Here is a 12,433-nt window from a genome sequence, read left to right on the forward strand (position 1 = left end):
GGTCATTTGGTCTCCTCGTGAGCGATCGTGGCGGACTTCTTGTCGAGGTCGCCGAAGAAATCGTCGAGCGCCTTCTCCACCTTCACGTTCACGTCGACCGTGATGTGGATCGGCTTCACCTCGATGGGCGCGGTCGTGACGTTGAGGCAGCCGCCCAGCAGGAGCGGCGCAAGGGCGAGGGTCAAAAGGTGTCGACGGTTCATGCGGGAGGTGAAGCTTAGTCAGCGCCAGAGGTCAAAGGTTTCAAGGTTTGGACCCGAAACTGACGCGGGAGTCGAGCCCGAGGTTGATGAGCCTTTCCAGCGGGCCGTTGACATTGAGGTCGAGAATCACCGGCGCCTTCACGTTGGGGTCCACCGGTTCGCCGGCCAGATGCAACTGGGCGGAACGGCCCGGCGGGGCGCCGGGCGGCCGGATGTCGAGCCGCATCTCGGTGATCTTGAGCTTGAGCAGGCCGGACTCGACCTTCTTAAGCACGGCGTAGCTCGGGCTGCTGGGCGAGGCGCCACCGGTGAGCAGGCCGTTGGCATTGAACTGGATTTCGGCGTAAACGCCGGGCTTGAGCTCCAACCAGCCCGTGCCGAGCCGCAGGCCGCTGTCGTCGATGCGGATCGGGAAGCGCCCGTTCACGCGGCCCACGGCCTTGGCCGGCAGATCCTTGGTCAGTGCCATGACTTGCTCGACATCGATGCCTTCCACCAGCACCACGGTCTCGAGCTCGCGCAAACTGAGGAAGTAGTTGAAGGGTTCCATCGCCACGGTCCCCCCGAGGGCCTTGAACGTCGCCTTGCTGACGACCATCTTGTTGGTGTCCGCGAAGGCAAAGACGCAATCGAGATCCTGCAGCGCCAGCTGACCCGTTCGCACCTCGCGGATCCGCATGGTGCCTGGCTTGGTGGCGAACCGGACGAAATCGGTGAACTCCAAGTTGGCCTCCAGGCCCTCGGCCGTTACAGCGAGGGCGGTATTGCTGGCCCGCCCGTCACGCAAGCGCACGGTGCCGGTGGTGGTCAGCTTCTTCCCCACCAGCCGGCCTTCCGCGCTGCCGGTGAACTTTCCCTCAAGCTCCCACGCCCCGCCGGGAAGCAGCACGATCCGGCGCACAAATTCCTGCCACGCCTTCACGTCAAGCGCCACCGCGGGCAGCTTGAAAGCCAGCTCGTCCCGCGTCATGTCATAGCTGCCCTCCCCCTGCACGCTGAGGCCGGGACCATCCGCCTGCACGTGGCCGGTCCAGGTGTTTCCGGGCGTCAGGCGCGCCTCAAGCTTCACGGTAATTTCCTGCGCGGGCACCGCGGCGGCCTTCACCACCAACCGACCGTCCAGGGCCAGCTCCTCCAGCGGCGTCTGCCACGGCTGGACCTTCGCCTGGCCGTTCTGGTAGGTGGACCAGGTGAAGGGACTGGTGTCCGATCCGTCGACAGTGATGGGCACGCGGGCCTGCTCCACGCGGACGGTGCCGAGCGAGGGGGTCCACCAGTGCGCGCGGGTGAAGGTCACGCGCTTGGCGGCAAACCCCTGCGTGCGGACCGAGAAGCCGATGTCCTCCACGACCACCCGCCACGGCGAGGCCTCGGTGATCGTGAACTTGATCTCGGAGGCGCCCGCCAGCTGCAGCAGGGCATTCACGGCGAGACCGGTTAGCGCCTGCCGCGCCAGCAGGCCCGCCGTCAACAGCGTGACGGCCAGCCCGGCCGCGCCCAGCAGCATGCGGCGTTTGCTCAGGGTTATAGTCATGCCGTTCTGTTACTTTAAAAAACTCGGCACCCGGACCGGGATGGCTAGCATCATGATGGGCCCATACCTACAACCAGAATCCTTTTCCGCCATGAAAAAGTCGTTGCTCGCACTGTCTCTTCTCGTTGCCACGGTCGCGTCCGCCTCCCCCAGCGCCTCGCCTCCGCCCCCGCCTTCGACGGGCAGCAGCAGCGCGCCGGCCCGCCATGATGCCCTCGAGGTCACGTTCTTCAACGACGGCACCGTGATGCTGTTCAAGAAGCAGTGGGCCGCCGCCCAGCAACAGTTCGAAGCGGCGCTGGCCATCAACGAAAAGATGGCCGAAGCGCACAACAACCTCGCGTATGTCCTGCGCAAGCAGGGCCAGGACCGCTACGCCGCCTCGTTGCAGCACTACAACCGCGCCATTGAGCTCAAACCCAAGATGGCCGAGGCTTACATGTATCGCGGCGCCCTTTATGCGCTGAGCGGCAAGGCCGGCCTCGCGCAGGCCGATTACGACATGCTGGTCAGGATGAAGTCCAAGCTCGCCCCCCATCTCAAGAAGGTCATCGACACCGGCACGGAAGAGGAGCCCGAGCAGTTCTACGGCGTCTCCAAGAAGCAATAGCGCCAGCTCAGACCTTCACCGGCTTGAGGCTCCAGATGTCCTTCGCGTATTCGCGGATGGTGCGGTCGCTGGAGAACTTGCCGAGACGCGCGGTGTTGAGGATGGCCATCTTCGCCCACTTCGCCTTGTCCCGGTAGGCCGCGTCCACCCGGGCCTGACAATCGCAGTAACGGCGGAAGTCCGCCAGCACCAGGTAGGGATCGCCGCCCGACAGCAGGCTGTCGTGCACGAGCGCAAACGCCCCGTGCTCGCCGGGCGTGAAGAAGTCGCTGCCGAGCCAGTCGAGCACGGCGCGCAGTTCCTCATCGGCCTGATAGAAGTCCCAGGGCTTGTAACCCTTCGCCCACAGCGCGGCGACCTCGTCGACGTTGAGGCCGAAGATGAAGATGTTCTCGTCGCCGACCTCCTCCTTGATCTCGACGTTGGCGCCATCGAGGGTGCCGATGGTCAGCGCCCCGTTGAGCGAGAGCTTCATGTTGCCGGTGCCCGAGGCCTCCTTGCCGGCGGTGGAGATCTGCTCCGAGAGGTCGGCCGCCGGGATGATCTTCTCGGCAAGGGACACGCGGTAGTTCGGCAGGAAGACGACCTTGAGCTTCCCGCCGATGCGGGGGTCGGTGTTGATGTGCGCGCCGACGACGTTGATGGCGCGGATGATGTTCTTCGCCAGGTCGTAGCCCGGCGCGGCCTTGGCGCCGAAGACAAAGACGCGCGGCACGATGTCGAGACCGGGGTTCTGCAACAGCCGGCGGTAGAGCGCGAGGATGTGGAGCAGGTTCAGGTGCTGGCGCTTGTATTCGTGCAGGCGCTTGATCTGGACGTCGAAGAGCGCGTCGGGCGAGACGTCGACCCCGCACTCGGCCTTGATGACGGCCGCGAGGTCCACCTTGTTGGCCCGCTTGATGGCCATGAATTCCTTCTGGAACGCGGCGTCGCCGGCGGATTTCTCGAGCCCGTGGAGCTGATCGAGGCCGCGCACCCAGGCGGCGGAACCAAGCTTCTTCGTGATGAGCGCCGAGAGACGCGGGTTGGCCTTGTGCAGCCAGCGGCGGGGCGTGATGCCGTTGGTCTTGTTTTGGAATTTGCCCGGGTAGAGGGCATCGAACTCCGGGAAGAGGTTCTTCTTGAGCAGGTCGGTGTGCAGCGCGGCCACGCCGTTGACGGCGTGCGAGCCGGCGACGGCCAGGTTGGCCATGCGGACCTGCTTGTGCCCGTTCTCCTCGATGAGTGAGCAGATGCGCTTCTTCTCGTTGTCGCCGGGCCATTTTGTTTCCACCGCCTTCAGCAATTGCGCGTTGATGTCGTAGATGAGCTGCAGGTGCCGCGGCAGCACGCGCTCGAAGAGCCCCACACTCCATTTCTCGAGCGCCTCGGGCAGGAGCGTGTGGTTGGTGTAGGCGAAGGTCGCCCCGACAATCTCCCACGCGGCGGCGAGGGTGAAGCCGTGCTCGTCGATCAGGATGCGCGTGAGCTCCACGACGGCGATGGCAGGGTGCGTGTCATTGAGCTGTACCGCGACCTTGCCGGCGAAGTTCTTCCAGCTGTTGGCCGGGTTGCGGAAGTGGCGGCGGATGATGTCGCGCAGCGAGCAGGCAACGAAGAAATACTGCTGCATCAGGCGCAGCTCCTTGCCGGTCTCGGTCTTGTCGTTCGGGTAAAGCACCTTCGAGACGGTCTCGCCGATGGCCTTCTCCCGGACCGCTTCGACATAGCCGCCGCGGTTGAAGGCCGCGAGGTCGAAGTCCTCGGAGGATTTCGAGGCCCACAGGCGGAGCAGGTTCACGGTGCCGGTGCCAAAACCCGCGGTCGGGATGTCGTGCGGCACGCCAAGGATGGTCTTGGTGTCCACCCAGCGGGGGCGGTAGTTGCCGTGGTCGTCGAACACGTTCTCGATGCGGCCGTAGAAGCGCACCTCCTGGGTGTATTCCGGCCGGGCCACCTCCCACGGGTCGCCAAAGAGGATCCAGTTGTCGGGATGCTCCACCTGCTGGCCGTTGGCCGCGAAGGCCTGGCGGAACAGCCCGAACTCGTAATAAATGCCGTAGCCGAGCGCCGGGTAGTCGAGCGTGGCCAGCGAATCGAGGAAACACGCGGCGAGGCGGCCCAGGCCGCCGTTGCCCAGGCCCATGTCCACCTCGGCCTCGCGGATCTTCTCGAAATCCTGGCCGAGTGACGCGAGCGCGGCCTTCGCCGTGTCCATCAGGCCGGTGGCGAGCAGGTTGTTGCCGAACAGGCGGCCCATGAGGTATTCGAGCGAGAAATAGTAGATGCGGCGGACGTTGTTCGCGTTGTGCACCGCCTGCGTCGCGATCATGCGTTCGTGGATGGTGTCGCGCACGGCGAGCGCGGTCGCCACCCACCAGTCGCGCGGCGTGGCCGAGCCCTCGTGACGCGCCAGGGTCGAGACCAGATGGCGCTGGATCAGGGCGCGGAAAATTGCCGCGGGCGAGTCGGCGGGCGGACGGCCCGGGCTCTTGCCCGGCTTGGCGGCGGTGGCTTTCGAAGGCATGGGAGGGAGGGAATCACAAGTCGTGCCAACGCGACAGGCAAGGCGGGATTAGCCCGGCCGCCCAATCTTAACCTCCTCCCCCGCCCTCAGCGCTGGAAACGCCGCCCCAACTCCCCCTTGCTCAGCTCAAAATGCGTCGGCCGGCCCACCGGGCTGGTATGCGGCTGGGTGCAGGCAAAAAGCCGGGCGACCAGCGTAAGCGCCTCGGCTTCGCTGACCGCCACCGGCAACCGCACGGCCTTCTGCGCCGCCAGCCGGGCCAGTTCCTCGTTGGCGAGGTCGGCCTTCTTTTCGTCGAGCCGGCCTTCGCGCATCAGCCCGAGCACATCGCGCAGGAAGGTTTCCGCGTCGGCCGGCTCCAGCCAGGCCGGCACAGCCTCGATCCGGAAGAAATTCCGGCCGAACTCGGCGACTTCAAGGCCATGCGCGTGCAGGAACTTCAACCGGTCGGTCAGCAGCGCGCTGGCGATGGCGTCCAGTTCCACCGGCAGCGCGAACAGCAGCCGCTGGCTGGCGACCTCGCCTTGGGCAAACTCAGCCTGCAACCGCTCGAACCAGACACGTTCATGCGCCGCGCGCCGGTCGAGCACCACCACCCCGCCCGGCGCCTCGAACAGCGCATAATCGCCGTGCGCCGTGCCCAGGAAGCGCCAGCCCATCAGGGAAGAGGCCGGCAGCGGCGCGCGCGCCAGCGGGGGCGGATTCGCCGGAGCAGCGGGGACCGGCGCGGCCGGCTGGGGGTGGATCTCCACCGTGAACGGCGCGCGCGTGAACGGCCGGAACGGTTGCGACATCACACTTGGAACAGGAATGGGCGCGAGAGCCGGGCGCTGCGGGTCACCGGGCAAATGGTCCGCCGGCTCGGCCGGAGCGGGCGCGTTGAACTCCCGCAACGTCTGCAGCACGGCACGGATCACAAAGCCGCGCACCGCACCCTCGCTGCGGAAACGCACCTCGCGCTTCGCGGGGTGCACGTTCACGTCCACCGCCGCCGGGTCGAGGTTCAGGAAGAGCACCGCCACCGGGTAGCGCCCCTTGGCCAGCGACGTCGCATAGGACTCGATCAGCGCGTAATTCAGCGTGCGGCTGTCCACCGGCCGGCGGTTGACGAACAGCAACATCTCATGGCGCGTGGCGCGACTGACGCCGGGCTTGCCGATGAGCCCGCTGAGCTTCAGTCCCGACTCGGTCATCTCGACGGGAAGCAGGTCCCCCGCCAGCTGCCGGCCGAAAATCTCGGCGACGCGCTCGGCCAGCGTCGAACACACGGGCGACTGGAACAGCACCCGGCCGTCCTCCACAAGGGTGAACGCCGTGGCGGGACAAGCCAGCGCGTAGAGCCGCACGGTCTGGATGATGTGCGCCGACTCGGTGGCGTCGGTCTTGAGGAACTTCCGGCGCGCGGGCACCGAGTTGAACAGGTGGGTGACGGTCGTGCGCGTGCCGGGCGCCAGGCCGCACTCGCGCACGTGCACCAGCTTGCCGCCGTTGATGACGATTTCCGTCCCCGGACCCGTGGCGGGCCGCGTCTGCAATTCGAAATGGGAAACGCTGGCGATGGACGGCACGGCCTCGCCGCGAAAGCCGAAGGTGTCCAGCCGGCCGAGGTCGGCCGTCTCCAGAAGCTTGCTGGTCGCGTGCCGTTCGAGCGAGAGCAGCGCGTCGTCCTTGGTCATGCCGCTGCCGTTGTCCTCGACGCGGATGTAGCTGCGCCCGCCGTGGCGGAACTCCACCTCGATGCGCGTGGCGCCGGCGTCGAGGCTGTTCTCGACCAGCTCCTTCACCACCGCGGCCGGGCGCTCGATGACCTCGCCGGCGGCGATCTGGTTCGCTACCCGGTCTGAGAGGATACGGATGGTCGGCATGGCAGTTCGGAAAACCACTAAGCCACACTAATGAACACTAATTTCCCGGCACTGTCATTCTGAGCGCAGCGAAGAATCCATGCGTTCGCAGATGATATCATGATCGGTGCCGTGGATTCTTCGCTGCGCTCAGAATGACAAACAAGAGTGAAGCGAGAATTGATGACGACATTACCCCAGCAGCTTCGCCCAGCGTTTGAACTGCAGCGCGACCTGCGCCGGGCCGGGCATGCCCGTGCCCTGGCGGCGGGCCATGGCCTTCTGCAGGTGGAAGGATTCCACCCAGTCCCGGGCAAACCCGGGGTGCACGGTGCGGACCTCGGCCAGCGTCAGGCGGTCGAGCGCCACTTTCTTCTCCTCCGCCAGCCGCACGACCGCGCCCACGGCATGGTGCGCCTCGCGGAAGGCGACACCCCGGCGCACGAGATAGTCGGCGAGGTCGGTGGCCAGCAACGCGGGATCCGCGACGGCCGTGGCGCACTTCGCCCGGTTCATCTTCAGGCCCGCGATCGTGCCGGCCAGCACCTGCAGGCACAGCACCGTCTGGTCGTGGCTGTCGAAAACCGGCGGCTTGTCCTCCTGGAGGTCGCGGTTGTAGGTGAGCGGCAGGCCCTTCACGAGCACGAGCAGCGTGTGCAGGTTGCCCTGCAGCCGGGCCGACTTGCCGCGAAGCAGCTCCAGCGAGTCGGGATTTTTCTTCTGGGGCATCAGGCTCGAGCCGGTGCAGAACGCGTCGGGCAGATCCACGAACTTGAATTCATGGCTCGCCCAGAGGATGAGGTCCTCCGCGATGCGGGAGAAATGCACGCCGGCCAGCGCACACGCGGCCGCAAACTCGATGTAGGTGTCCCGGTCGCTGACCGCGCCCATGCTGTTCCGCGTCGCCCGCGGCCGGCCGGCCTCGTCCACAAAGCCCAGCAGTTTCGCCGTGAACTCGCGATCGATCGGCAGCGTCGTGCCGGCGATGGCGCCGGAGCCGAGCGGGCACCAGTTGGCGTGGTCCGCCACCGTGGCGAAGCGCTCGGCGTCGCGCGCCAGCATTTCGAGGTAGGCGAAGAGGTGGTGCGCGAGGAACACCGGCTGGGCCCGCTGCAGGTGCGTATAGCCGGGAATGAGCACGTCGCGGTTCTTCTCCGCGACCTTCAGGATGGCGCGCTGGGCGGCGGTGATGTGGCCGATGATCTCGGCGCACGCGGCCTTGAAATAGAGCCGCATGTCGGTCGCGACCTGGTCGTTGCGGCTGCGCGCGGTGTGCAGCTTGGCGGCGGCGGGCACGCGCCTGGTCAGCGCCTGCTCGATGTTCATGTGCACATCCTCGAACTTCGTGTGCCAGGTGAACTGGCCGGCGGCGATCTCGCGCCCGATGGCGTCGAGGCCCCGGTGGATGGCGTCGCGTTCCTTTTGGCTGATCAGGCCGACCTTCGCGAGCATGGCCGAGTGGGCCTTGCTGCCCTGGATGTCGAACGGGGCGAGACGACGGTCGAACGAGACCGATTCGCTGAAACGCAGCATCAGCTCGGCGGGGCCCGCCGAGAAACGTCCACCCCAGGTGGCTTGCGCCTGCTTTGCCATAGGGGGCGAAGCAACGGCCCGCTGCCGGTCTTGGCAACGCGGAAATTCTTCCGGGTAAATCCAGTTTGCGTGCAACCTCCGCCCATCCATGGTGAAGTATTCATGATGATGTCGCGCCTGAGACTGTATCTGTGCCTGCTGCTGGGTGCTGCCGGCGGCCTGCGCGCGCCGGCCGCGTCCGACCTGACCAACTGGGAACATGTCAAGGTGGCTCCGATGAAGACCTCCATTTATATCGGCAGCGTGCGCCTCACCACGGGCACGTTCGAGCGGAAGGACTCCACCCTCGCCACCACCTACGAGGCCAAGGTCGTGCCGTGGTTTTTTTGGGGGGAGACCGGCCGGATCACCATCACCCTCACGGACACGGACCTGGCCAGCATGGCCCGCGGCGAGACCGCCGACTTCACCGGCGAAGCGTTCAACCACAGGAACAAGCCCCGCTCGGTCACCGGCCGGGTGCAGCCCGCCACCGCCACCTCCGGCAAGATCAAGGTCCGCATCATGGCGGACGGCATCGAGCTGATCTTCAACTCGACCTACGAGTTCGTGGATCCGAAACGGCCCGACCGGCCCGCCGTCACTCCGCCCAGTGGAAAGTGACGGGACGCTCGATCGCCGGGTGCAGGCTGTGATGCACCGGACAGTTGAGCGCGGCCTTCTCCAGCACGCCGGCCGGGTCCTTCGACTTCGGGAAAGGGAACCAGACCTGCGTCGCGAGGCGCACGATGCGCCGCGGGGCGTCGGCCGACATCTCCTTGGTCACCTCCCAGCGCACGCCGGGAATGTCGAAGCCAAGCTTGGTCTTCGCCGCAATTGCCATGGTCGTGACCATGCAGGAGGCGAACGACGCGGCGGTCAGGTCCGTCGGCGAGAACGCCAGGCCGCGGCCGTGGTTGTCCTTGGGCGCGTCGGTCTCGATCTTCTGGCCCGAGGGGCCGTGCGTGAGCTGGCAGTTGAGCTCGCCTTGGTAGGTGCCGGTGCTTTTGACCATGGGAGAAGTTGGCCACAAAAAGTCACGAAAAGACACAAAAAAACCGGCCGTCCCATGGTTTGTCATTCTGAGCGCAGCGAAGAATCCAGCTGGCCGTGACATCACTGGACCCTTCACTTCGTTCAGGATGACAGGTGCGGGAATAGTTCCGCCTTCCAGTCCTTCCGCGTGTTTCCGCGATTGCCCCCTCTTACTTGAAACGCCGCAGCCGCGCGGCCACATCGGCGCGAAGCCGGTCGAGGTGGCCGAGGGTGTATTTCTCAACGGAGAGTTTGTCGTCCTGCACCAGCGGCGTCAGGTCCATCGCCCACGTAAGCGCCGTGGCGCGGTCGGTGGCGTGCGAGGCGTGGAAGGTGGCGTTGGCGAGGCGCCGGCCGGCGATGGCCAGGTCGTAACGCTTGCCGCCGGCGATCTGCGACGCAAAGGCCGCGATGAGCTGGGCGGCGAGCTTCGGCCGGGCGGAATCGTCGAGCACGACCTTGTCGGTATCGAGCAGCCAGTCGAGGTTGCGCCAGACCTCGCAGCCGTAGACGGCCTTGGGGCGGAGCCGCGCCGGCAGCGAACGCAGCGCCTCGAGACAACGCTGGAAACAGGCCACATGGGTGTCGTGCTTGTCGGCGGGATTGTGCAGGTAGACGACGTCGGGCGCCGTGGCCCGCAGGATGGCCGCGAGATCCGCCACGACCTCGAGGCGGCGCGGATCCTTGACCACGGCGCTGGGGTGCGCGAGCTGGAGCATGGCACCATAGTGGCCGAGCCGGGCCGCGCGGCGTTGCTCCACCCGGCGGACCGCCCTCATCTCCTCGTCTGAAAATTTCGCAAACTTTCCCGCGCGCGGACTGCCCCCGCCGTCGGTGATGACCACGCCGGTGAACGTGCGCCGGGCGTAGGCCGCGCTGATGCCGTGATAGGCGAGAATCTCGATGTCGTCCTGATGCGCGGCGAGGCAGAGGTGCGTGGTGCGCGCCAGCGCCGCTGCCAGAGGGCGGCGATCCGGCACATAGGCATCGGCGGTGGGGGAAGCGAATCTCATCAGGGCAGTTTCAGGCTAAGCCATTCGATGCGCTCGGCGCGACCTGTTTTCGCGAACTCCACCACCGCGACCGACAGGCGGTTGTCGCCCGTGGCCACCTCGAAGCGGCGCGGCATGCCGTCGAGGAACCGGCCGACGACGGGCTCGATCTCGCGGCCCAGCACCGACTCGTGCGGGCCGGTCATGCCGACATCGCACATGAAAGCCGTCTGCTTGCGCAACAGCGATGTATCGGCCGTGGCCACGTGCGTGTGCGTGCCCAGCACAGCCGTGACGCGCCCGTCCAAGTGCCAGCCCATGGCCTGCTTTTCAGAAGTCGCCTCGGCATGGATCTCGACCAGCGCGCCGTCGAACTGGCCGGCCAGTCTCTTGAGCAGCGCATCCGCCCCGAGGAAAGGACACTCGGCCTTCAGGCCCATGAAGCTGCGGCCCAACACGGTGAACACCAGCAGGCGGAAACCGTCCTTCTCGACAATGACATGGTCGCGCCCCGGACAACCGGCCGGCAGGTTGGCCGGGCGGCATACGCGCTCCAGCGTGGTGATCTCGTGCTCAAATCCCTTCTGGTCCCACACGTGGTCGCCGAGCGTGATGACGTCGACGCCCGCCGCGAGGATGGCCGAGCACAGGGAACCCGTAATGCCCGCGCCAGCCGCGGCATTCTCGCCGTTGGCGATGACAAAATCGATGCCCCGTTCGGCGCGGACCTTCGGCACCAGCGCACTGACGATCCCGCGCCCGGGCTTGCCGACGATGTCGCCGATGAACAGGAGCTTCATGGTGATTGTGGTAGGGGCGGTTACCCTTAACCGCCCTGAGGGCGCTTGGGGGCAAGCGCCCCTACCCGCGGTCCGGCGACAAGCGCCGACCCTACATTGCGGAACTCACTCACGGCGCCAGGTAGGCGGCGCCGGAGGCGTTGCCGAGCGAAGTCGGGCTGAGCCGCGTGGCCTTGCCGGACTCGGTGTCGAGCAGGTAGAGGCTGCGGGTGTTGGCGGCGCGGAACGTGCAGATGACATGGCGGCCGTCAGCCATCCAGACCGGCTCGATGGCATCGGCGGGCGCCTTCGAAACGATCGCCCCTTTCCCGCTCGCCAGGTCGTAGACGGCAACCTGGAAGCCGCGACCCTGGGCCGCGGTGAAGGCGATCTTGTTCGGGTTGGCCATGCTCCAGTCCGGCTCGGCGCAATAGTTGAACCCGGTCACCAGGCGGGTCATCGGCCCGCCGCTCGCGGACATGACCTGCAGCTGGGGCCGCCCCGTGGCGATGATATCGGAGGTGAAAATCAGGCGCGAGCCGTCCGGCGACCACACGGGGGACGCCTCGACCGCCTGGTTGTTCGTGAGGCGCCGGATCTGCCGGCCCTGCGCGTTGCCGACGTAGATCTCGGGGTTGCCCTCGCCGGAAAGCACCATGGCGACGCGCTGGCCATCGGGACTGAAGCGGCCGCCGCTGTTGGTGCCCTTGAAGCTCGCGAGCAGGGAAATGCGGCGGTTGTCCAGCTCCAGCACATAGATGTCAGGAAAGCTGGTGCGATAGCTGGTGAAGACGATCTTCGTGCCGCCCGGCACCCAGCGCGGGCTCATGATCTGCTTGCCATCGGAGGTCCAGCGCTGGGCCTCGCCGAAGAAAAGGTCCGAGGTGTAGATTTCCGTCTTGCCGGTCGCCTCGCCGACGAAGGCCAGCTTGCCCGCGAAGAAACCGCGCAACCCGCTGGTCTTGGTGACCGCGACATCGGCGGCGCGGAGCAGGGCGTTGCGCAGGCTCGTGCCCGCAACGGTCTCGCTGTGCACCGGCGTGCCCGCGCTGCCCTTGGTGATGGTGACCGTGACCGCGGTCGCGCCCGCCGGGGTGAAGGTGAGGTTGAAGGCGCCGCCGCTGGTGACCGTGCGATAGCGGCCATGGGCGCCAAAGGCCTTCAGGGCCAGGTTCTGCAGCTCGGGTGATGAGGAGGAGACCGTGATACCCATGACCTGCGAGTTAACATCAACGATAATATCACCGATGTCGCGCTGGGCGAAAAGGGGCGCGACCAACGCGAGTCCAAGGAGGAAACGAAAGGTGTTCTGCATGAGGATGAGTCTGGAATTAATGATGAAAGTTCGGGTCCGGTTT

11 protein-coding genes are annotated in these 12,433 nt (G+C 66.4%); 2 read left to right on the forward strand and 9 right to left on the reverse strand.

What is annotated here, in order from left to right:
- Positions 1-2: 2 nt before the first annotated feature.
- Positions 3-203 (reverse strand): YnbE family lipoprotein, encoded by a 201-nt coding sequence (locus tag BLU29_RS00860; RefSeq protein ID WP_091054696.1) that lies wholly within the window; start codon positions 201-203, stop codon positions 3-5.
- A gap of 40 nt (positions 204-243) precedes the next feature.
- Positions 244-1,737 carry a YdbH domain-containing protein gene (locus tag BLU29_RS00865; protein ID WP_091054697.1) on the reverse strand — a complete coding sequence of 498 codons (1,494 nt, stop codon included), beginning with the start codon at positions 1,735-1,737 and terminating at the stop codon, positions 244-246.
- Between the two features lie 91 nt (positions 1,738-1,828).
- Here BLU29_RS00865 and BLU29_RS00870 point away from each other — a divergent pair, with 91 nt between their 5' ends.
- Positions 1,829-2,347 (forward strand): tetratricopeptide repeat protein, encoded by a 519-nt coding sequence (locus BLU29_RS00870; RefSeq protein WP_091054698.1) that lies wholly within the window; start codon positions 1,829-1,831, stop codon positions 2,345-2,347.
- A gap of 7 nt (positions 2,348-2,354) precedes the next feature.
- Here the strand turns inward: BLU29_RS00870 and BLU29_RS00875 are convergent, their stop codons facing one another.
- The 3 genes from BLU29_RS00875 to argH all read right to left on the reverse strand — a co-directional run bounded on the left by BLU29_RS00875 (position 2,355) and on the right by argH (position 8,290).
- The gene (locus BLU29_RS00875; RefSeq protein WP_091054699.1) at positions 2,355-4,853 is read right to left on the reverse strand and encodes a glycogen/starch/alpha-glucan phosphorylase; all 2,499 of its coding nucleotides are present in this window, start codon (positions 4,851-4,853) and stop codon (positions 2,355-2,357) included.
- An 86-nt stretch (positions 4,854-4,939) separates the two neighbouring features.
- Positions 4,940-6,718 (reverse strand): DNA mismatch repair endonuclease MutL, encoded by a 1,779-nt coding sequence (gene mutL, locus BLU29_RS00880; RefSeq protein ID WP_091054700.1) that lies wholly within the window; start codon positions 6,716-6,718, stop codon positions 4,940-4,942.
- Between the two features lie 171 nt (positions 6,719-6,889).
- Positions 6,890-8,290, reverse strand: a complete 1,401-nt coding sequence (argH, locus tag BLU29_RS00885; protein ID WP_091054701.1) for an argininosuccinate lyase — start codon at positions 8,288-8,290, stop codon at positions 6,890-6,892.
- A gap of 69 nt (positions 8,291-8,359) precedes the next feature.
- On the opposite strand from argH, the gene BLU29_RS00890 reads away from it, so the two are divergent.
- Positions 8,360-8,893: a hypothetical protein gene (locus BLU29_RS00890; RefSeq protein WP_157693539.1), complete on the forward strand. Its 534-nt coding sequence runs from the start codon at positions 8,360-8,362 to the stop codon at positions 8,891-8,893.
- Here BLU29_RS00890 and BLU29_RS00895 read toward each other — a convergent pair.
- The 4 genes from BLU29_RS00895 to BLU29_RS00910 all read right to left on the reverse strand — a co-directional run bounded on the left by BLU29_RS00895 (position 8,871) and on the right by BLU29_RS00910 (position 12,390).
- Positions 8,871-9,284, reverse strand: a complete 414-nt coding sequence (locus tag BLU29_RS00895; RefSeq protein ID WP_091054703.1) for an OsmC family protein — start codon at positions 9,282-9,284, stop codon at positions 8,871-8,873. The two genes, BLU29_RS00890 and BLU29_RS00895, sit on opposite strands and share 23 nt — an antisense overlap.
- A gap of 190 nt (positions 9,285-9,474) precedes the next feature.
- A complete protein-coding gene (locus tag BLU29_RS00900; protein WP_091054704.1) occupies positions 9,475-10,317 on the reverse strand; it encodes a PIG-L family deacetylase in 843 nt (280 codons plus the stop codon).
- Entirely contained in the window at positions 10,317-11,096 is a 780-nt protein-coding gene (locus BLU29_RS00905; protein WP_091054705.1) for a TIGR00282 family metallophosphoesterase, read from the reverse strand. Before BLU29_RS00905 ends, BLU29_RS00900 begins: the two co-directional genes overlap by 1 nt.
- Positions 11,097-11,205: 109 nt before the next feature.
- A complete protein-coding gene (locus BLU29_RS00910; RefSeq protein WP_091054706.1) occupies positions 11,206-12,390 on the reverse strand; it encodes a PD40 domain-containing protein in 1,185 nt (394 codons plus the stop codon).
- Positions 12,391-12,433: the final 43 nt, after the last annotated feature.

Origin of the sequence: Opitutus sp. GAS368 (assembly GCF_900104925.1) — a bacterium.
Taxonomy (GTDB): Bacteria; Verrucomicrobiota; Verrucomicrobiia; order Opitutales; family Opitutaceae; genus Lacunisphaera.

Excerpts from the sequence above, each read along its gene's own strand:
- BLU29_RS00860 (WP_091054696.1), bottom strand. The coding sequence starts at position 203 with ATGAACCGTCGACACCTTTTGACCCTCGCCCTTGCGCCGCTCCTGCTG.
- BLU29_RS00865 (WP_091054697.1), bottom strand. The coding sequence starts at position 1,737 with ATGACTATAACCCTGAGCAAACGCCGCATGCTGCTGGGCGCGGCCGGG.
- BLU29_RS00870 (WP_091054698.1), top strand. The coding sequence starts at position 1,829 with ATGAAAAAGTCGTTGCTCGCACTGTCTCTTCTCGTTGCCACGGTCGCG.
- BLU29_RS00875 (WP_091054699.1), bottom strand. The coding sequence starts at position 4,853 with ATGCCTTCGAAAGCCACCGCCGCCAAGCCGGGCAAGAGCCCGGGCCGT.
- mutL (WP_091054700.1), bottom strand. The coding sequence starts at position 6,718 with ATGCCGACCATCCGTATCCTCTCAGACCGGGTAGCGAACCAGATCGCC.
- argH (WP_091054701.1), bottom strand. The coding sequence starts at position 8,290 with ATGGCAAAGCAGGCGCAAGCCACCTGGGGTGGACGTTTCTCGGCGGGC.
- BLU29_RS00895 (WP_091054703.1), bottom strand. The coding sequence starts at position 9,284 with ATGGTCAAAAGCACCGGCACCTACCAAGGCGAGCTCAACTGCCAGCTC.
- BLU29_RS00900 (WP_091054704.1), bottom strand. The coding sequence starts at position 10,317 with ATGAGATTCGCTTCCCCCACCGCCGATGCCTATGTGCCGGATCGCCGC.
- BLU29_RS00905 (WP_091054705.1), bottom strand. The coding sequence starts at position 11,096 with ATGAAGCTCCTGTTCATCGGCGACATCGTCGGCAAGCCCGGGCGCGGG.
- BLU29_RS00910 (WP_091054706.1), bottom strand. The coding sequence starts at position 12,390 with ATGCAGAACACCTTTCGTTTCCTCCTTGGACTCGCGTTGGTCGCGCCC.